At 71.8% G+C, this 20,319-nt stretch carries 15 protein-coding genes; 8 read left to right on the forward strand and 7 right to left on the reverse strand.

Annotated features, from left to right (window positions below):
* Positions 1-47 precede the first annotated feature (47 nt).
* The gene (locus K4B79_RS04690) at positions 48-872 is read left to right on the forward strand and encodes a peptidoglycan recognition protein family protein (RefSeq protein WP_232024960.1); all 825 of its coding nucleotides are present in this window, start codon (positions 48-50) and stop codon (positions 870-872) included.
* 103 nt (positions 873-975) lie between these two features.
* A complete protein-coding gene (locus K4B79_RS04695) occupies positions 976-1,182 on the forward strand; it encodes a hypothetical protein (protein ID WP_232024961.1) in 207 nt (68 codons plus the stop codon).
* On the opposite strand, the gene K4B79_RS04700 is transcribed toward K4B79_RS04695, so the two are convergent.
* The 4 genes from K4B79_RS04700 to K4B79_RS04715 form a co-directional block, all read right to left on the reverse strand.
* Positions 1,172-1,690, reverse strand: a complete 519-nt coding sequence (locus K4B79_RS04700; protein WP_232025423.1) for a DUF4240 domain-containing protein — start codon at positions 1,688-1,690, stop codon at positions 1,172-1,174. The genes K4B79_RS04695 and K4B79_RS04700 overlap by 11 nt on opposite strands.
* 107 nt (positions 1,691-1,797) lie before the next feature.
* Positions 1,798-2,772, reverse strand: coding sequence for a helix-turn-helix transcriptional regulator (locus K4B79_RS04705; protein ID WP_232024962.1), 975 nt, complete (start codon positions 2,770-2,772; stop codon positions 1,798-1,800).
* A 78-nt stretch (positions 2,773-2,850) separates the two neighbouring features.
* Positions 2,851-5,556: a pyruvate dehydrogenase (acetyl-transferring), homodimeric type gene (gene aceE, locus K4B79_RS04710; protein WP_232024963.1), complete on the reverse strand. Its 2,706-nt coding sequence runs from the start codon at positions 5,554-5,556 to the stop codon at positions 2,851-2,853.
* Positions 5,557-6,624: 1,068 nt separating this feature from the next.
* Positions 6,625-7,248 carry a GntR family transcriptional regulator gene (locus K4B79_RS04715; protein ID WP_232024964.1) on the reverse strand — a complete coding sequence of 208 codons (624 nt, stop codon included), beginning with the start codon at positions 7,246-7,248 and terminating at the stop codon, positions 6,625-6,627.
* A gap of 211 nt (positions 7,249-7,459) precedes the next feature.
* Here K4B79_RS04715 and K4B79_RS04720 point away from each other — a divergent pair, with 211 nt between their 5' ends.
* Positions 7,460-8,137 carry a hypothetical protein gene (locus tag K4B79_RS04720; RefSeq protein WP_232024965.1) on the forward strand — a complete coding sequence of 226 codons (678 nt, stop codon included), beginning with the start codon at positions 7,460-7,462 and terminating at the stop codon, positions 8,135-8,137.
* 75 nt (positions 8,138-8,212) lie between these two features.
* Here the strand turns inward: K4B79_RS04720 and sucB are convergent, their stop codons facing one another.
* The 3 genes from sucB to K4B79_RS04735 all read right to left on the reverse strand — a co-directional run bounded on the left by sucB (position 8,213) and on the right by K4B79_RS04735 (position 13,356).
* Complete coding sequence (gene sucB, locus K4B79_RS04725) at positions 8,213-10,003, reverse strand: 2-oxoglutarate dehydrogenase, E2 component, dihydrolipoamide succinyltransferase (protein ID WP_232024966.1); 1,791 nt, start codon at positions 10,001-10,003, stop codon at positions 8,213-8,215.
* 99 nt (positions 10,004-10,102) lie between these two features.
* Positions 10,103-11,491 carry a dihydrolipoyl dehydrogenase gene (gene lpdA / locus K4B79_RS04730; RefSeq protein WP_232024967.1) on the reverse strand — a complete coding sequence of 463 codons (1,389 nt, stop codon included), beginning with the start codon at positions 11,489-11,491 and terminating at the stop codon, positions 10,103-10,105.
* 314 nt (positions 11,492-11,805) lie between these two features.
* Positions 11,806-13,356 carry a leucyl aminopeptidase gene (locus K4B79_RS04735; protein WP_232024968.1) on the reverse strand — a complete coding sequence of 517 codons (1,551 nt, stop codon included), beginning with the start codon at positions 13,354-13,356 and terminating at the stop codon, positions 11,806-11,808.
* 438 nt (positions 13,357-13,794) lie between these two features.
* Here K4B79_RS04735 and K4B79_RS04740 point away from each other — a divergent pair, with 438 nt between their 5' ends.
* The 5 genes from K4B79_RS04740 to K4B79_RS04760 all read left to right on the forward strand — a co-directional run bounded on the left by K4B79_RS04740 (position 13,795) and on the right by K4B79_RS04760 (position 20,317).
* Positions 13,795-15,771, forward strand: a complete 1,977-nt coding sequence (locus tag K4B79_RS04740) for a hypothetical protein (RefSeq protein ID WP_232025424.1) — start codon at positions 13,795-13,797, stop codon at positions 15,769-15,771.
* An 82-nt stretch (positions 15,772-15,853) separates the two neighbouring features.
* Entirely contained in the window at positions 15,854-17,374 is a 1,521-nt protein-coding gene (gene pelF, locus K4B79_RS04745) for a GT4 family glycosyltransferase PelF (RefSeq protein ID WP_232024969.1), read from the forward strand.
* Positions 17,371-18,888 (forward strand): hypothetical protein, encoded by a 1,518-nt coding sequence (locus tag K4B79_RS04750; RefSeq protein WP_232024970.1) that lies wholly within the window; start codon positions 17,371-17,373, stop codon positions 18,886-18,888. The genes pelF and K4B79_RS04750 overlap by 4 nt, the downstream gene beginning before the upstream one ends.
* Entirely contained in the window at positions 18,885-19,529 is a 645-nt protein-coding gene (locus K4B79_RS04755) for a spherulation-specific family 4 protein (protein WP_232024971.1), read from the forward strand. Before K4B79_RS04750 ends, K4B79_RS04755 begins: the two co-directional genes overlap by 4 nt.
* Positions 19,526-20,317, forward strand: a complete 792-nt coding sequence (locus K4B79_RS04760) for an endo alpha-1,4 polygalactosaminidase (protein WP_232024972.1) — start codon at positions 19,526-19,528, stop codon at positions 20,315-20,317. Before K4B79_RS04755 ends, K4B79_RS04760 begins: the two co-directional genes overlap by 4 nt.
* The last annotated feature ends 2 nt before the right edge of the window (positions 20,318-20,319 follow it).

Here is a 20,319-nt window from a genome sequence, read left to right on the forward strand (position 1 = left end):
GCACAGCACACATCGCGGGCGGAGCGGATCGGACCGACAGTGGGACCATGTGTGTCTCGCGCGCACCGCACAGCGGGCGGAAGCGGCGCGGCCGAATACCGGGCGCCGCGCTGGTGCTGCTCGGCGCGCTGCCCGGCCTCGCCGCCGTCGGCGCGCTGGCGCTGTGCGCGAACGGCGTGGAGCACACCGTCGCGGCCCGCTCCCGGCAGGCCGCCGTCGCCCGCGCGGCCACCGCCCCCCATTCCGCGCCCCGGCCGCACGTCGTACCCCGATCGGTCTGGGCGGACGCCGGCGGCGAGGCCAACACCGTCGCCCGCACCCCACCGCCCCCGCGCTACGACGACAAGGTCCTCGCCGTCTTCGTCCACCACACCGACTCGCCCAACTCCTACGACTGCGCCGAGTCGCCCCGCATCATCCGCTACCTCGCCGCCGGGCAGACCGGCGCCCGCGACTGGGACGACATCGGCTACAACTTCCTCGTCGACCGCTGCGGCATCGTCTACGAGGGCCGCGCGGGCGGCATCGACCGGCCCGTGACCGGCGCGCACACCCAGGGCTTCAACCACCGCACCACCGGCATAGCCGCCCTCGGCACCTTCACCGCCGGCGTCACCGTCCCCAAGGCCATGACCGACGCGATCGCCGCCCTGGCCGCCTGGAAACTGGGCCTGGCCGGCGTCGACCCGCGCGCCACCGTCCGGCTGGTCTCCAGCAACGGCCACAGCCGGTACGCGGCCGGTACGACGGCCGCCCTGCCCGCCCTGGCGGGCCACGACGAGGGCTATATGACGAGCTGCCCCGGCGCCGCCCTGAGCGCCCGCCTGCCGGAGATCAGAGCGCTGGCGGCACGCCTGCAGGGGCGCCCGTGAGGAGGACGGGCTGGTGACCCACAGGAACGTCACAGCCGGCGCGCAGGCCGCTCAGAGGCCCGCGATCTACGGTCCTCGCAGAAGCCGACCGGAGGTGGGGATCATGAGCAGCAGCATCAGCAGGAGCCGTATGTGGACGGTGGTCTGCGCGGTGGCCACGGTCGTCCTGGGACCGGCCGCCGTCACGGCGTCCGCCCTCGACCAGGCCAACAAGGCGCCGATGCACCACGCGGTGCGGGCCGAGCACGTCGAGCAGCCCCAGGCCTACATCCCGTCCGAGGCCGGCCGCCGCCGGGCGGTCAGCCCCTGAACCGCTCCCACAGCTTGGGATACCGCTCCGCCAGCACCCCTTCGTTCTCGAAGTCCACGGGCGTCCCCTCGGGCTCCGGCGGAGCGGGCGGGACGCCCAGGTCGGGGGCGACGGTCCCGGTGAGCTGTTCGTACGCCTCGTCCGCGGCGTAGCCGAGCTCCTCGCCGTCGCCGTCGATCTCCTCGTCGAAGTCGTCCAGGAGGTCGGCCAGCGAGTCGGGGTCGTGCACCGCCCCCTCGTAGACCTCGCGCCCCTGGCCGATCAGCCAGCACCGGAAGAAGTCGAAGGCGTCGTCGCTCACCCCGTCCAGCAGGACGCAGGCGGCGCCCCACAGGTCCCAGGTGTAGGCGCGGTTGTAGCGGGACTCGAAGTGACGGGCGAAGTCGAGGACCGACTCGGGGTCCAGCTGGAGCAGCCGGTCCACGAGCAGGTCGGCCTGCTCCTCGGGGTCGCCCTCGGCGGTCTCGCGGGCGCTGTCCACCAGCTCCCAGAACTCCGTCTCGTCCATCACGGGTCCAGCATCGGCCCTGGACGGGTGGGGCGCACGTGGAGTGAGGCGGATTGTTATGTCCCGTACAGCCTCATGTCTCGTACAGCCTCATGTCTCGTACAGCCTTAGGTCCCGTACAGCCGGGCGAGCCGTATCGCGTCCTGGGCGAAGCGCGTGCGCAGGCTCTCGGGCGCCAGCACCTCCACCTCGGGCCCCAGCGAGGCCAGCTGGCTGTGGGCGACCTCCTCGGACTCCACGGCGAGCGTCACGGTCACCCGGCCGTCCCCGTCCGGGGCGCCCGCCGCCTCCAGCGCCTCCCGGGCGGACGGCCCGCCGACGGCGTACGGCAGGATCCGCACACCGTCCGCGGACAGTCGTACGACGACCTCCGCGTGCAGGATGGACCGTGCGAACTGCTCGGCCCGCTCGTCCCAGAAGGCGGGCAGGTCGAACTCCTCGTCCCGCGCGAACCGCTCCTCGCCCGCGTCCACCGCCGTGAACCGGTCGATGCGGTACACCCGGTACGAGCCGTGTCCCGCGACCCGCGCGCACAGGTGCCAGACGCCCGCCTTGAGCACGAGGCCGTACGGCTCCAGCTCGCGCACGACCTCGCCCTCGCCGCGCCAGTAGTGGGCCGTGATCCGCCGGTCGTCCCAGACCGCGTCCGCGACGGCCGGCAGCAGCTCGGGCGTCTTCGGCTCCTTGAACCAGTTCGGGGCGTCCAGGTGGAAGCGCTGCGCCGCCGTACGGGAGGCGTCCCGCACGGACGGGAGGAGGGCCGCCGACACCTTCAGCCGGGCCGCCGAGGCCGCGTCCTCGAGACCCATCTCCCTGAGTGCCCCCGGCACCCCGCTCAGGAACAGCGCCTCCGCCTCCCCACGGGCCAGTCCCGTCAGCCGTGTCCGGTACCCGCCGATCAGCCGGTAGCCCCCGGCCCGGCCCCGGTCCGCGTACACCGGAACCCCCGCCTCCGACAGTGCCTGCGCGTCCCGGGTCACGGTCCGCTCCGACACCTCCAGCTCCCGCGCCAGCTCGGCGGCGGTCATCGACGGCCGGGACTGGAGCAGCAGCACCATTTTGATCAGACGGGCAGCACGCATGGGTTCATGATGCCGGGCGCCACCGACAAGCAGGGGTACGGCGACCGGGCCGTACCCCTGCTTGCGCGGTTTGAGTCCCTACAGGCCGTACTTCGCGCGCGCTTCCTTCACGGCCGTCGCCTTGACCTCGCCGCGGCGGGCCAGCTGGGCGAGGGCCGCGACGACGACGGACTCGGCGTCGACACCGAAGTGGCGGCGGGCGGCCTCGCGGGTGTCGGAGAGGCCGAAGCCGTCCGCGCCCAGCGAGGAGTAGTCCTGCTCGACCCACTGCGCGATCTGGTCGGGCACCTGGCGCATGTAGTCGGAGACCGCCAGCACCGGGCCCTCGGCACCCTGGAGCGCCTGCCGGAGGTACGGCACCCGCTCCTCGCCGCGCAGCAGCGCCGCGTCCGACTCCAGCGCGTCGCGCCGCAGCTCGCTCCAGGAGGTCGCGGACCACACGTCGGCGGCCACGCCCCACTCCTCGGCGAGCAGCCGCTGCGCCTTGAGGGCCCAGTGGATCGCCGTGCCGGAGCCCAGCAGCTGGATGCGCGGTGCGTTCGCCGCCGCCACCTGCACGCCCGCCGACTCGGCGGTGTTGAAGCGGTACAGGCCCTTGACGATGCCCTCGTCGACACCGGGGGCGGCCGGCTTCGCGGGCTGCGGCAGCGGCTCGTTGTAGACGGTCAGGTAGTAGAAGACGTTCTGGTCCTCGCCCGGGGCCGCCTCGCCGTACATCCGGCGCAGACCGTCCTTGACGATCGCCGCGACCTCGTAGGCGAAGGCCGGGTCGTACGTCAGCGCCGCCGGGTTGGTGGCCGCGATGACCGGGGAGTGGCCGTCCGCGTGCTGCAGGCCCTCGCCCGTCAGGGTCGTCCGGCCGGCCGTCGCGCCGACCAGGAAGCCGCGGCCGAGCTGGTCGCCGAGCTGCCACATCTGGTCGGCCGTGCGCTGCCAGCCGAACATCGAGTAGAAGATGTAGAACGGGATCATCGTCTCGCCGTGCGTCGCGTACGACGTCGACGCGGCGATGAAGTCGGCCATCGAACCGGCCTCGGTGATCCCCTCGTTGAGGATCTGGCCGTTCTTGGCCTCCTTGTAGTACATCAGCTGGTCACGGTCGACCGGCTCGTACGTCTGGCCCTTGGGGGAGTAGATCCCGAGCGACGGGAACAGCGACTCCATACCGAAGGTGCGCGCCTCGTCGGGGACGATCGGCACCCAGCGTTTGCCGCTCTCCTTGTCGCGGACCAGGTCCTTGACCAGACGGACGAAGGCCATCGTGGTCGCCACGTTCTGCGAGCCGGAGCCCTTGTCGAAGGCGGCGAACGCCTTCTCCGCCGGGGCGGGCAGCGGGGCGACCGGGTGCACCCGGCGGGCCGGGGCCGGGCCGCCGAGCGCCGCGCGGCGCTCCTGGAGGTAGCGGACCTCGGGGGAGTCGGCGCCGGGGTGGCCGTAGGGCACGACCCCGTCGACGAACTGCGCGTCGGAGATCGGCAGCTCCAGCAGGTCGCGCATCGTCTTGAACTCGTCCACCGTCAGCTTCTTCATCTGGTGGTTGGCGTTCTTCGACGCGAAGCCCTCGCCGAGGGTGTGGCCCTTGACCGTCTGGGCCAGGATGACCGTCGGGGCGCCCTTGAACTCGACGGCGGCCCTGTAGGCGGCGTACACCTTGCGCGCCTCGTGGCCACCGCGGGAGAGGTGGAAGCACTCCAGGATCTTGTCGTCGCTCAGCAGCTTCGCCATCTCGGCGAGCGCCGGGTCCGAGCCGAAGAAGTCCTGGCGGATGTAGGCGGCGTCGCGCGTCTGGTACGTCTGCACCTGCGCGTCCGGTACCTCACGGAGCCGTCGGACGAGCGCGCCGGTGGTGTCGAGCTGGAACAGCTCGTCCCAGGCCGAACCCCACAGCGACTTGACGACGTTCCAGCCGGCGCCGCGGAACTGGGCCTCCAGCTCCTGCACGATCTTGAAGTTGGCGCGGACCGGGCCGTCGAGGCGCTGGAGGTTGCAGTTGATGACGAAGGTGAGGTTGTCGAGCCCCTCACGCGAAGCCAGTGCGAGGGCCGCCGTGGACTCCGGCTCGTCCATCTCGCCGTCGCCGAGGAAGGCCCAGACGTGCGACTGGGAGACGTCCTTGATGCCGCGCGCGGTCAGATAGCGGTTGAAGCGCGCCTGGTAGATCGCGGAGAGCGGGCCGAGGCCCATCGACACCGTCGGGAACTCCCACAGCCAGGGCAGGCGGCGCGGGTGCGGGTAGGAGGGCAGACCGTTGCCCCCCGCCTCGCGGCGGAAGTTGTCGAGGTGGTCCTCGTTCAGCCGGCCGTCGAGGAAGGCGCGGGCGTAGATGCCGGGGGAGGCGTGGCCCTGGATGTAGAGCTGGTCGCCCGAGCCGTCGGCCTCCTTGCCCTTGAAGAAGTGGTTGAAGCCGGTCTCGTAGAGCCAGGCCGCGGAGGCGAAGGTGGCGATGTGGCCGCCGACGCCGTACTTCGAGCCGCGGGTGACCATCGCGGCCGCGTTCCAGCGGTTCCACGCGGTGATCCGCTGCTCCATCGCCTCGTCACCGGGCACGTCCGGCTCGGCGGAGGTGGGGATGGAGTTGACGTAGTCGGTCTCGAGGAGCTTCGGCAGCGCGATGCCGTTGCCCTCCGCCCTCTCCAGCGTGCGGCGCATCAGGTACGCGGCACGGTGCGGGCCGGCCGCCTTGGCGACCGCGTCCAGCGAGGCCTGCCATTCGGCGGTCTCCTCGGGGTCCCGGTCGGGGAGCTGGTCGAGCTCGCTCGGCTGGATGGCGTTGGGGTCGGTCATGTCGCCGCCTTCCTCAGTCGAAGGGGGTTCCCTCATCGGTAAGGGTTCGGGGGTGCCCTTTGTCTTTGGCAGGACAGGGCGGAGGCCTCGGTGGAGGCCCGCGGTGACTGTAACTCCCTGATCGATGATCGATCAAAGGGTTGAGGGGCAAAACTTCTCGATGACGAGAAAGTAGGCACGGGGTGCCTTCGGCGATGGCACGGGGTGACGTGGTTGCCCGGGGTTTTTGCAGGTCGGGGGGCGTTTGAGCGGGGGTGTGCTCTGGTGTTCGGGGGGGGGTGCGGGGTGCGGGCGTGGGTGCGGGGCGGTCGCGGAGGGGGCGGCGCGGCGGGGAGGTGCCGTGGGCGGGTTGGTCGCCGACGGCGGTCTGGTGGCCGGGGTGCGCCTGGTCGTTGGGGCGCGGGCTGGTCGCTATGGCGCGGTCTGGTCGCCGGTGGCGTCCCGCACGGGGTGGCGTCCCGCCAAGGGGTGGGGATCCGCCAAGGTGGGGATCCCCACCCCTTGGCGGGACGCCACCGGTGGGGATCCGGACCGCGCCCGTCCGGACAGCCTGCGGTCGGCCGCCGCGGCTGAGCGCCCCCGGCCACTGCGAGAGCCGGTCAGGCATGTGTACGCCGCTCGGCGCCCGGGGGACGGGCCGGCCCCGGCCGCGACCCGCGAGGCGACGCAGTCCACCGGCTGCGCCCCTCCGCTCCGCGGGACGCGACCGGTCGCCAGTGGCACGGGCCAGTCGCCGGGGTGCGCCTCGTCGCTGTGGAGCAGCCGGTCGCGGTGGTGGCGCCTGGTCGCCGTGGCGTGGGCCGGTCGGTGTCGCGCGCATGGTTGCCGTCGCGATGGGGAGAACCTTGCCTCAGCCTTGGCGCATCGGCACGCGCGTGTGTGCCGCCTGTCGTGGGTTCGGCGGGGCTTTCCTTGCCGCGGCCGGTTACGCCCGTCGCGTGCCTGGTTGCCGTCGTGGTGGTGAGGTCCTCGGTCCAGCCTTGGCGCGTCGGTACGCGCGTGTGCGTCGCCCGTCGGGTGCTCGGTCGCCCGGCGTGGGTTCGGCGGGGTCTTCCTTGCCGCGGCCGGTTACGCCCGTGGCGCGCAGCCCAGGACGTGGGCCTTCACAATCTCCGCGATCCGTGGGTCCCGGCGCCGGAAGGCGGCGACGAGTTCCTCGTGCTCCTCCGCGTAGGACTGCTGGACCGTGCCCAGCCAGCGGATGGACAGGGCCGTGAAGACCTCGATGCCGAGGCCCTCCCAGGTGTGCAGGAGGACGGAGTTGCCGGCGGCCCGGACCAGTTCCCGGTGGAAGCCGACCGTGTGCCGCACCTGTCCCGTGCCGTCGGACTCGCGGTCGGCCTCGTAGAGCGCGATGACATGCGGCTCCAGCGCCGAGCAGTCCAGGGCCAGCCGCTCCGCCGCCAGCTCCGCCGCGATCGCCTCCAGACCGGCCCGGACCGGGTAGCTCTCCTCCAGGTCGGCCGCCGTCAGGTTCCGCACCCGGACGCCCTTGTTCGGCGCCGACTCGATCAGCCGCAGCGACTCCAGCTCGCGCAGTGCCTCCCGCACCGGCGTCTGGCTGACCTCCAGCTCGGTCGCGATCCGTCGCTCCACGATCCGCTCGCCCGGCTTCCAGCGCCCGCTGACGATCCCCTCCACGATGTGCTCGCGGATCTGTTCGCGCAGCGAGTGGACGACGGGCGCGGTCATGAGAGCTCCTTAAGGGCGTTTGACGTTTAGACAATAAGGCCGCGTGCCCGTCCGGGAGGGGCGCACGGGGGCGCTTTCATGCAGGTGAGACGAGGCTTACACGCTCCCAGCAGGACGACTTCTGTCAAGACACGGAACCCCGTGACCTCCAGAAGTGTCGCGTTCGGCAGGGGTTCCCACGAGGGCGCTCCTCGCACGACTGGGGGATGACATGAACATCGGGGGATACCGCGGACTGGCCGTCGCGGCCGTGCTCTGCGCGGTCGTCGGCGTCACCGGCTGCCGGCAGACCGCCACACGGGCGACGGCCGAGACGGCACCGAGCAGTACCGAGACGATCACGGGCATGGCGGGCGCCGGATCCGGCGGGATCACCGGCGGCTCCGGCGCCGTCTGTGTCTTCATCAAGCCGGACGGCGCCGAGAAGTTCGGCCACGTCGGCTGGGGCTTCAGGCTCCCCGGTACCGGCCGCTGGGTCTACGGCGCGATCGAGAACCCCAGCGGCAAGCTCTACACCCCGCCCGGCGGCGACATCGGGGCCTGGCACACCGAAGGGTCGTACAAGCGCATGCTCAGTGACATGAGCACCGACGCGCACTATCCGGGCGAGTCGGAGCACCCCTACAGCCGCTACCGCTGCACGAAGTCCTCGTCGTACGACGTGAACGGCGCCCGGGACATGATCCGCACGGTCGAGGCCCGCGGCTTCCTCGTCGGCGTCGACCCGAAGACGGGCAAGCTCACCTCGCGGGACTGCCTGGACGCCACCTACGACGTCCTGAGGGCCTACCGGACGAAGAAGCTCCCGTACGCGCCCAAGCTGTCCGTCCCGAACGTGTGGGTGGAGTCGCTGTGGGGCTGGTCGGACAAGAAGCTGACGCCCAGGTGAGACGACGGTGCCCCCGCCCGGAGGACTCCGGACGGGGGCACCGTGGAAGCGGTACGACTACAGGAAGCGGTACGACTACAGGCCGAGCTCGACCTCGAACTCGCCCGCCTCCAGGATCGCCTTGACCGCGGTCAGGTAACGGGCCGCGTCGGCGCCGTCCACCAGACGGTGGTCGTAGGAGAGGGTCAGGTAGGTCATGTCGCGGACGGCGATGACCGTGCCCTCCTCCGTCTCCAGGACGGCCGGACGCTTGACCGTGGCGCCGATACCGAGGATCGCGACCTGGCCCGGCGGCACGATGATCGTGTCGAAGAGCGCACCGCGCGAACCGGTGTTGGAGATGGTGAAGGTCGCGCCGGACAGCTCGTCGGGCGTGATCTTGTTGGCGCGGACCTTGCCGGCCAGCTCCGCCGTGGCCTTCGCGATGCCGGCGATGTTGAGGTCGCCCGCATGCTTGATGACCGGGGTCATCAGGCCCTTCTCGGAGTCCACCGCGATACCGATGTTCTCGGTGTCGAAGTAGGTGATCGTGCCTTCGCCCTCGTTGATCTTGGCGTTGATGGGCGCGTGCGCCTTCAGCGCCTGGGCCGCGGCCTTGACGAAGAACGGCATCGGGGAGAGCTTGACGCCCTCGCGGGCCGCGAACGCGTCCTTGGCCCGGGCGCGCAGCTTCATCAGGCGGGTGACGTCGACCTCGACCACCGAGGACAGCTGCGCCTGCTCGTGCAGCGCCTTGACCATGTTGTCGCCGATGACCTTGCGGATGCGCGGCATCTTGACGGTCTGGCCACGCAGCGGGGAGGCCTCCAGCGTCGGCGCCTTCTTCGCGGCGGCCGGTGCGGCGGCGGCCGGAGCCGGAGCGGCGGCGGCGGCCTTCGCGGCCTCGGCGGCGGCGATGACGTCCTGCTTGCGGATACGCCCGCCGACGCCGGTGCCCTTGATGCCGGCCAGGTCGACGCCGTTCTCGGCGGCGAGCTTGCGGACCAGCGGGGTCACGTAGGCGCCGTCGTCACCCGAGGTCGCGGCGGGAGCCGGGGCCGGGGCGGACGCGGCGGGGGCCGGAGCGGCCGGAGCCGGAGCGGGCGCCGGGGCGGCCTGCTGCGGAGCCGGAGCCGCGGGCGCCTGCGGAGCCGGGGCGGCCGGAGCCGCGGGAGCGGCCGGGGCGGGCGCCGGAGCCGGAGCAGGTGCCTCGGCGGCCGGGGCCGGAGCGGCGGGAGCCGGGGCAGCGGCCGGAGCCGCGCCCGGGGCGCCGATGACGGCCAGCTTGGCGCCGACCTCGGCGGTCTCGTCCTCGCCGACCACGATCTCCAGCAGGACACCGGCGACCGGCGCCGGGATCTCGGTGTCGACCTTGTCGGTGGAGACCTCGAGCAGGGGCTCGTCCTCCGCGACCTCCTCGCCGACCTCCTTCAGCCAGCGGGTCACGGTGCCCTCGGTGACGGACTCGCCGAGCGCGGGCAGGACGACGTCCGTGCCCTCGGCGGAACCGCCGCCGGTGGCGGCCTCGGCGGTGGGAGCAGGAGCCGGGGCGGCCTGCTCGGTGGACGGCTGGGCGGCCGGGGCCGGCTCGGGCGCCGGCGGGGCGACCTCCTCGGCCGCGGGGGCCGGGGCGGCGGCCGGAGCGCCGGTGCCGTCGTCGATGACGGCCAGTTCGGCGCCGACCTCGACGGTCTCGTCCTCGGCGACCTTGATGGAGGCCAGGACGCCGGCGGCGGGCGAGGGGATCTCGGTGTCGACCTTGTCGGTCGAGACCTCGAGCAGCGGCTCGTCGGCCTCGACGCGCTCACCCTCTGCCTTCAGCCAGCGGGTGACAGTGCCCTCGGTGACGCTCTCGCCGAGCGCCGGAAGGGTTACGGAAACCGCCATGGTTTCTGTTGCTCCTTACGGATGGGGCTCCCCTGTTCGAGCGCTGTGGAGAACTCGGGGAAGCGGAAGTCTGTGTCGTCGCGTCCGGTGACCGAAGGCTCAGTCGTGGGCGTGGAGGGGCTTGCCGGCCAGGGCCAGGTGGGCCTCGCCCAGCGCCTCGCTCTGCGTCGGGTGCGCGTGGATGAGCTGGGCGACCTCGGCCGGCAGGGCCTCCCAGTTGTAGATCAGCTGGGCCTCGCCGACCTGCTCACCCATACGGTCGCCGACCATGTGGACGCCGACCACGGCACCGTCCTTGACCTGGACGAGCTTGATCTCGCCCGAGGTGTTCAGGATCTTGCTCCTGCCGTTGCCCGCCAGGTTGTACTTCAGAGCGACGACCTTGTCCGCACCGTAGATCTCCTTGGCCTTGGCCTCGGTGATGCCGACGGAGGCGACCTCCGGGTGGCAGTAGGTCACCCGGGGGACGCCGTCGTAGTCGATCGGGACGGTCTTGAGACCGGCCAGACGCTCCGCCACCAGGATGCCCTCGGCGAAGCCGACGTGCGCGAGCTGGAGGGTCGGGACCAGGTCGCCGACGGCGGAGATGGTGGGGACGTTGGTGCGCATGTACTCGTCGACCAGGACGTAGCCGCGGTCCATCGCGACGCCCTGCTCCTCGTAGCCCAGGCCCTGCGAGACCGGGCCGCGGCCGATGGCGACCAGCAGCACCTCGGCCTCGAACTCCTTGCCGTCGGCGAGGGTGACCTTGACGCCGTCCTGGGTGTACTCGGCCTTCTGGAAGAAGGTGCCCAGGTTGAACTTGATGCCGCGCTTGCGGAACGCGCGCTCCAGCAGCTTGGAGGAGTTCTCGTCCTCGACCGGCACGAGGTGCTTCAGGCCCTCGACGATGGTGACCTCGGTACCGAAGGACTTCCACGCGGAGGCGAACTCGACGCCGATGACACCGCCGCCCAGGATGATCGCGGACTTGGGCACGCGGTCCAGGACGAGGGCGTGGTCGGAGGAGATGATCCGGTTGCCGTCGATCTCCAGGCCCGGCAGCGACTTCGGCACGGAGCCGGTCGCGAGGAGCACGTGGCGGCCCTGGACGCGCTGGCCGTTCACATCGACGGAGGTCGGGGAGGACAGGCGGCCCTCACCCTCGATGTAGGTCACCTTGCGGGAGGCGACGAGCCCCTGGAGGCCCTTGTACAGGCCGGCGATCACGCCGTCCTTGTACTTGTGCACCCCGGCGATGTCGATGCCCTCGAAGGAGGCCTTCACACCGAACTGCTCGCTCTCGCGGGCCTGGTCGGCGATCTCGCCCGCGTGCAGCAGGGCCTTCGTGGGGATGCACCCTCGGTGCAGGCAGGTGCCGCCGACCTTGTCCTTCTCGATCAGGGCGACGTCCAGGCCCAGCTGCGCCCCGCGCAGGGCCGCGGCGTAACCACCGCTACCACCGCCGAGGATCACTAGGTCGAAAACGGTGCTGGCGTCGTTCGCCACGTCACGTCCTCCATGCATGTGCGCCACGCCGGTCTCCTGTGACCGGTCGGCGGCTGGTGTCCGGCCGCTCGTTCTTCGGCCCTTCGGTGGGGGCCCTGTCCTGCCGAGCCCCATCTTCGCACCTGTCCGACCACAACGAGACGCCGGGCCGGTGTGTGAGACGTCCCACGTTCACATGAGCGCCCCGTAGGGGCGCGAGGAACTGCGCGACCAGCTACATACGACCGCAAGCCGCCACACAACGGACCGGACCGAGCTATGGGGCGACGACGGGGCCTCGCCCTACCCGCGCACGAGGCCCCGCCCACGAACACTCAGCCCAGATCCCCCGCAGCCGCCAACTCCGCAAGACGAACCAGCGTCCGAACCGCCGTCCCCGTCCCGCCCTTGGGCGTGTACCCGAACGGCCCGCCGTCGTTGAACGCCGGCCCCGCGATGTCCAGGTGCGCCCAGATGATCCCCTCACCCACGAACTCGCGCAGGAACAGACCGGCCACCAGCCCGCCACCCATCCGCTCACCCATGTTCGCGATGTCGGCGGTGGGGGAGTCCATCCCCTTGCGCAGATGCTCCGGCAGTGGCATCGGCCACGCCGGCTCGCCGACCTCCGCCGCCGCCTCGTGCACCGCCGTACGGAAGGCGTCGTCGTTGGCCATGATCCCGAACGTCCGGTTGCCCAGCGCCAGCATCATCGCCCCGGTCAGCGTCGCCACGTCCACGATCGCGTCCGGCGTCTCCTCGGACGCGGCCCACAGCGCGTCGGCGAGGACCAGCCGCCCCTCCGCGTCCGTGTTGAGGACCTCGACCGTCTTGCCCGAGTACATGCGCAGCACGTCACCGGGGCGGGTCGCGGAACCGGAGGGCATGTTCTCGGCCAGCGCCAGCCAGCCGGTGACGTTGACCTCCAGCCCCAGGCGCGCGGCGGCGACCACGGCCGCGAAGACCGCCGCCGCACCGCTCATGTCGCACTTCATCGTCTCGTTGTGGCCCGCCGGCTTCAGCGAGATGCCGCCCGAGTCGTAGGTGATGCCCTTGCCCACGAAGGCGAGGTGCTTCTTCGCCTTGGAGGAGGTGTACGACAGCTTGACCAGTCGCGGGCCCGCCGCCGAACCGGCGCCGACGCCGAGGATGCCGCCGTAGCCGCCCTTCTCCAGGGCCTTCACGTCGAGCACCTGCACCTTGATGCCGTGCTCCTTGGCCGCGGTCTGGGCGATCGCGGCGAAGGCCTCGGGGTCGAGGTCGTTGGGCGGCATGTTGATCAGGTCGCGGGCGCGGTTGAGCTCCTCGGCCACGGCGGTGGCCCGCTCGATCGCCGCCTTGTAGGCGCGGTCGCGGGGCTTGCCGCCGAGCAGCGCGGCCTCGGCGAGCGGCGCCTTGCCGTTCTTGGCCTTGCCCTTGGCCCTGCTGTCCTTGCCGGTGTCCTTGCCGTTGTTCTTGTAGACGTCGAAGGAGTACGCGCCGAGCAGGACGCCCTCGGCCACGGCACCCGCGTCGGCGGCGTCCGTGAGCGGCAGCGCGAACGCGGCCTTCTGGGAGCCGGCCAGGCCCCGGGAGGCCGCGCCGGCCGCCCGGCGCAGTGCCTCGGCGTCGAAGCCGGAGTCCTTCTCGGGCTCGGCGCCCAGGCCCACCGCCACCACGAGCGGGGCCTTGAAGCCGGCCGGTGCGGGCAGCTTCGTCACCTCGCCCTCGGCCCCGGAGGCACCGAGGGTCTCCAGGACGCCGGCGAGTCTGCCGTCGTACGCCTTGTCCACGGCCTCGGCGCCCGGTGCGACGACCGGGCCTTCGGCACCCTTGGCAACACCGATCACGATCGCGTCGGCCCGGAGGCCGGGCGCCGCGGCGGTGCTGAGAGTGAGAGCAGTCACGGTGGTGAAATCTCGCTTCCGTTGAAATGTGCTGTGGCCGAATACGGGTGGGTCGACCGGGCCCGAAAACCGACCCTAGAGCCCTCGTGCGGAGCGGTCTCCACCCGGGCGGCCACATGCCCGGCACGAGCCTACGCTCGGGTGCGCAGTCGATCATTCCTGCGGAGGTTCACCTATCGGTGGCGTCGTGGCCACTTCTCGATCCCCATGATCGGTGAGGTGGGTCACACTCATCTGGTTCCGGCAGGCGCGCGGCCTGCCGGTACGCATGATTTCCACGGATCCTCCTCAAAACGACCACGGAGGAGGATCGCCCGGGGAGGGGCTACCGCCATGGCGCATCTCGCGCTCACCGACAGACACCACCACGACGGACACGACCACCGGCGTCGCCCCGGATGGAGAGCCACCGCCGCCGTGTTGACGGCCGCGGGGCTCATGGCACTGGGACTCGGCGCCCCGGCTGCCTCCGCGGCGGAGGAACCGCGGATCGACCTCAGGGTGCTGGTCGTCGACAACGGCGACAGCCCCATCGAGGCGATCACCGCCCAGCTGAAGAGCACCGGCATCCCGTACACCAGGGTGAACCTGAACGCCGCCGACCGTCCCACCATCACGGAAACGTTCCTGAGCGACACCGTGGACGGCCGCCCCCGGGCGAGGTTCCAGGGTGTCGTCCTGCCCAACGAGGCCCCCTTCGGCGCCGGTTCGGCCGAGCAGAGCGCCCTGGAGAGCTACGAGCGGACGTACGGCATCCCCCAGGTCGACGCCTACACCTGGGCGCACCCGGGGGTCGGCCTCGACTACACGAGCCAGGGCGGCTGGGCCGGCACCCTCGACGGACGGGCGGCCTCCGTCACCGCGGCGGGCAGGGCGGGGTACTTCGGCTATCTCGACGGCGCCTTCACCTTCGAGGACAACGACCCCTCGGTGCAGGAGAGCTACGGCTTCGTCGCCAAGCCCCGCACCGGCTTCACCAGTTACGTCGACGTCCCGGTGCCCGCCGGCACCGGCACCGGAAGCCTGGTCGGGGAGTACGCCCACGACGGGCGCCGCGAGCTGGTGGTGACCTTCGCGTACAACCAGTACCAGCAGCAGTTCCGGGTACTCGCCCGCGGCATCGTCGAATGGCTGACCCAGGGCGTGCACCTCGGGCAGAGCCGCAACTACTTCGCCGTGCACGTCGACGACGTCTTCGCGCCCGACAGCCGCTGGGACACCGAACGCAACTGCACCCCCGGCGACTTCGACTGCGTGGGCGGCGACGGCGAGGGAACCACGCCGATCCGCATGACCGCGGCCGACGCCCGGTACGCGGCGCAGTGGCAGCGCGAGCACGGCTTCACGCTCGACATGGTCTACAACGCGGGCTCCGGCGAGGAGTGGAAGAGCGAGAACGGCGGCGCCGACCCGACGGCCGACCAACTCCTCGCCGACAAGGACCAGTACCGCTGGATCAACCACACCTACACCCACCCCTACCTCGGCTGCGAGCAGGACACCTCCACCGTGCCGTGGAGCTGCGCGAAGAACGCCGACGGCTCGACCCGGTACATGAGCCGCGCGGACATCTCGGCCCAGATCGCGGACAACCACAGCTGGGGCGTCGCCAAGGGCCTGCCGCTGAATCGTTCCGAGCTGGTCACCGGCGAGCACTCGGGCCTGAAGACCCTTCCGCAGCAGCCCGACGACAACCCGAACCTGGCCGGTGCCCTCGCCGACAACGGCGTCAGGTGGATCGCCTCGGACAACTCCCGGGAACCGGCCCAGCGTCCGGTGGGCAGCGCCCTGACCGTGCCGCGCCACCCGATGAACGTGTACTACAACACCGGCACCGAGGCCGAGATGGTCGACGAGTACAACTGGATCTACGCCTCCGCGGCCGACGGCGGCAGCGGCGTCTGCGAGAACAACCCCACCTCGACCTGTCTCGCCGACCCGCTGGACCCCGCCACCGGCTACGACGCGTACATCGTCCCGCAGGAGGCCCGCACCGCCCTCGGGCACGTCATCGCCAACGACCCGCGCCCGCACTACGCGCACCAGTCCAACCTGGCCGAGGACCGGACGCTGTACCCCGTCATGGACAAGGTCCTCACCGACTACGCGGCGCTCTTCGCCGACAACACCCCGGTGGAGAACCCGGCGCAGGCCGCCATCGGCACCGAGTTCCAGCGGCGCGCGGCCTGGCAGTCCGCCCTGGACGCCGGCCGGGTCACCGCGTACCGCATCGGCACCACCGTCACCGTGACCGCCCCGGCCGGGACCCGCGTCCCGGTCACCGCTCCGGAAGGGACCACCAAGCAACTCCTGCTCGGCACCACCGCGTTCGGGACGCCGTACGCGGGCCAACGCTCGGCCTGGACCACGCCGGAGCTTCTGCAAACCGCTCTCACGCTGAATCTGCCCACCTAGGCGCAGCGCAGCCGACCGTACGCGCACCCCGGTTCCCCACGACCGGGGTGCGCTTCCGAGCCGTTCCAGGGGGGAACAGCCAATGCGTACCGGCCGTCACGTCACCATGCTCACCGAAGGCACCTATCCGCTCGTCCACGGCGGGGTCAGCACCTGGTGCGACCAACTCGTCAAGGGCATGCCGGAGGTCGACTTCCACGTCGTCTCGCTCAGCGGCAGCGGCCGCGAACCCGTGACCTGGGAGCTGCCGCCCAACGTCTACCGGCACAGCTCCGTGCCGACCTGGGGCCCACGGCCCGGACGCGCGAGGGCGCCGTTCGGGCGGGCCCGCCGCCGTTTCATCGACTCCTACGAGCGTTTCCTGCTCTCCTTCCTCGACCCCGAGGCCCACTGCGACTTCGGCGAGGCGCTCTACGAGCTGGCCGAACTCGCCCGCGAGGGACGCCTGTCGGCGGCCCTGCGCACCGAGTCCGCGCTGCGGTCCCTGATGTGGATCTGGACGATGCCGCATCTGGCGGTCGCGGCCGCCCGGCCCACGGTGCACGACGCGCTCACCGCCACCGACCTGCTGGAACACGCCCTGCGGCCCCTGGGCGTGCGCATCCCCGAGGACTCCGTCGCCCACGCCGTCAGCAGCGGTCTGGCAACGTTGCCCGCGCTCGCCGCCCGCAAGCTCGACGGCGTGCCCTTCCTGCTCACCGAGCACGGCATCTATCTGCGCGAGCGCTACCTCGGCTACCGCAGCGGCGAACAGCGCTGGCCGGTCAAGGCGTTCATGCTCGGCTTCTACCGCGAGCTGAACTCCCTCGGCTACCGCGCCGCCGACCTGATCACCCCCTGCAACCAGTACAACCGCCGCTGGGAGGAGCGCGGCGGCGCCGACGCCGACAAGATCCGCACGGTCTACAACGGCGTCGACCCGGCCGCCTTCCCGCACGCCGGCCCCGAGCCGGAGGTGCCCACCCTCACCTGGTGCGGCCGCGTCGACCCCATCAAGGACCTGGAGACCCTGCTGCACGCGTACGCCCTCGTACGCGCCGAGATCCCCGAGACCCGGCTCAGACTGTTCGGCCCGGTGCCGCCCGGCGGCGAGGCCTACCACACCAAGCTGGAGAAGCTCGCCGCCGAACTGGGCGTGCGGGACGGCCTCACCTTCGAGGGCCGCATCAGCGAGGTCTCGCGGGCCTACGCCGCCGGCCACGTCGTCATGCTCTCGTCCATCTCCGAGGGCTTCCCGTTCTCCATCATCGAGGCCATGTCCTGCGGCCGTACGACGGTCTCCACCGACGTCGGGGGAGTGCGCGAGGCGGTCGGCGACACCGGTCTGGTGGTCCCGCCGCGCGAACCGGAGAAGATGGCCGCCGCCGCGCTGAGCCTGCTGCGCGACGACCGACGGCGCCTGAAACTGGGCGAACTGGCCCGCCAGCGGGTCATCGACCGCTTCACGCTCCGCCGTTCCGTGGACGCCTTCCGGACGATCTACCAGGAGCTCGCGGGCAGCACCGAGGTCTACGAGCCCACCCTGGAGACGGTCGCCGACTGGACCCTCGAACTGCGCGACCCCTGGTACGCGGCGGTCGCCACGGACGGAACCGACTGGTGAGCGGCAGCCTCTGGATGCCTCCCGGCTCCCGCCCGGACACCCTCCCCGCCATCCCCCGGCAGCGCACCCCCAGCTGGGCCGAGCCCGACCCGGTCGACGAACTCGCCGCCCGCCTCGACGACTTCGTAGCCGCCGCCGTCCACCCCGACGAGATAGCCGCCCTGCTGGAGTCCGACGGCCTCTCCGACGACCAGATACGCGAGCGGTACGGCGTGAAGAACTCCTTCGCGCTCGCCGAGGAGCTCTACGAGCGGGTCGAACGCCGGTACCCCGAACCCGAGGGCCCGGTCCACGACCCCTGGCAGGTCGGCCTGCTGGGCTGCCTGCTGCGCGGGGTCGTCTTCGCCCTCCCCGGCCTCGGCTACGTCCTCGGCGCACCCTTCCTCGCCGGCCCGCGCGGCGACCTCGGCCTCCCGGCCGGCACCGTCCCCCTCCTGGCCGGCGCCCTCTGCGGCTGGACCTGGAACCAGGGCCTCGCCCACCGGGCCTACTCCTGGCTCGGCCTCGGCGACCGCCCGGCGGCCCGCCACTCCCTCCTCATCGGAACACCGCTGGGAGTACTCCTCGGCACCCTGGTCGCGTCAGCGGTGGCCGGCTTGGGGGACCTGAACGCCGTGGCCTTCGCAGCTGGCCAGTCCGCGTATCTGGGCGCGGCGACGGTCCTGCTCGTGATGGGTCGAGAACGCCGCCTGCTGGCGGCGCTGTTGCCGATGGCAGTCGGCGCGGTCATCGACCTGGTCCATCCGCTGCCTGATGTGGCAAGGCTCGTCCTGCTGCTGGGTTCCTTGGCGGTGGTTGCAGTCCTGGGATTGTTCGAAGTGGCGCCCGCCGTACTCACTCAGGGGCGCGGGGCTGTATTCAATCTGCGGCTACCGCCGCGTGGGCGCGACCAGCCACGACGAACCCGCAGCCGACCGACGACAACAGGCCCCAGACTCACCGCCTCCCTCCCGTACGCCCTCTTCGGCCTCGGCACCGGCGTCCTGGTCGTCTACGCCTCCCTGGGAGACGCCCTGACGGGAGACCAACAGAGCGCCATCGCAGCCCCAGCCGCCGTCGCACTCACCCTGAGCATGGGCCCCGCCGAATGGCTCCTGTACCGCTTCCGCAGCGGCAGCCTCACCGGCCTCCGCTCCACCAGCACCCCGAAGGCGTTCTGGCGCACCACGGCCCGCACGGTTGTCCAGTGCCTGACCGCCTACCTGGCCGGACTGCTGGTCCTCAGCGTCCTCACCTCGGCCCTGTGGCCGCAGGCAGAGCGCCTGGACGGCATCCGCCTGGCCGGACTCCTCCTACTCGGCGTCGTCCTGTGGACGGGCCTGCTGCTCCAGTCCTTCGGCGCGGTCACCGGCGCGGCAGCGGTCTGCTGCGCGGCCGCCCTCGCCCAGAGCCTCGCCCTGGTCACCCACACGGGAGACCCGCACCGGGTCGGCCTGATCGTCTACGGCACCGCCGCGGCCACCCTGGCCGCCCTGGTCTGTGCCCTGCTGGGGAGAGCGACCGCCCACCGATGAGCACCCTGCTGGTCCCGTACTACGAGCACCCGTCCGTCCGCCCCGCCGAGTGGGACGCCATCGTCGAGGCCGCACCCCGCCTCTACGGCGTCGTCCTGAACCCGGCGAGCGGCCCCGGAGACCGTCCGGACCCGGTCTTCGCGGAGGTCGCCGAGCGGCTGCGGGGCGCGGGCGTACGGGTGCTCGGGTACACCGACACCGCCTACGGCCACCGGCCCCGCCCCGAGGTCGTCGCCGACCTCGCCCGGCACTGCGACTGGTACGGCGCCGACGGCGCCTTCCTGGACCAGGTGGCCGCGGGCCCCGAGGAGTTCCGCCACTACCAACGGCTCGCCACGGCCGCCTGGGGCGTCGGCTGCCACACCCTCGTCCTCAACCACGGCACCACGCCCCACCCCTGCTACGCCCGCATAGCCGACGTCCTGGTCACCTTCGAGGGCACCTGGACGTCGTACCGCGACCTGCGGCCCTGGCGCGGTCCGTCCGGCGTACGGCAGTGCCATCTCGTCTACGACGTCCCGCCCGGCGCCGACCCGGCCGGCCTCGCCCGCGCCCGTGGCGCCTCGGTGTACTGCGCGGTCCCCGGATCGGGAGATCATCCCTGGGGAACACTGCCCCCCACCCTGGAGCCCACCCGGTGAGACGCCCCACCCTGCTGGCAGCCCTCCTGCTGCTGGCGGCCTGCACGACCACGCCCGACCCCGACCCCGACACCGACGAGCCGTCCGGCGAGCGCTGGCAGCCCCGCCCCGGCGTGGCCTGGCAGTGGCAGCTGAGCGGCCGTGTCGACACCACCGTCGACGTGCCGGTCTACGACATCGACGGCTTCGACCAGTCCGGGCGGACCGTCGCCGCCCTGCACCGCGACGGCCGCAAGGTCATCTGCTACCTCTCCACCGGCGCCTGGGAGGACTGGCGCCCCGACGCGGAGAAGTTCCCCCGCACCGTCCTCGGCCGCGGCAACGGCTGGGAGGGCGAACGCTGGCTCGACATCCGCCGTACGGACGTGCTGGAGCCGTTGATGGCCGCCCGTCTCGACATGTGCCGCGACAAGGGCTTCGACGCGGTCGAGCCGGACAACATGGACGGCTACAAGAACCGCACCGGCTTCCCCCTGAAGGCGGCCGACCAGCTCCGCTACAACCGCCTGATCGCGAAGCTGGCCCACGACCGGGGCATGTCCGTCGGCCTGAAGAACGACCTCGACCAGATCCCGCAGCTGGTGGACGACTTCGACTTCGCGGTGAACGAGCAGTGCGCGCAGTACGACGAGTGCGAGGCGATGAGCCCGTTCATCGAGGCGGGCAAGGCCGTCTTCCACGTCGAGTACGAACTGCCCACGAGCCGCTTCTGTGCCGAGTCCCGCCGTCTGAAGCTGAGTTCGCTGCTGAAGAAGTACGAGCTGGGGGTGTGGCGGAAGGCCTGCTGACC

Origin of the sequence: Streptomyces lincolnensis (assembly GCF_021173675.1) — a bacterium.
GTDB lineage: Bacteria > Actinomycetota > Actinomycetes > Streptomycetales > Streptomycetaceae > Streptomyces > Streptomyces lincolnensis_B.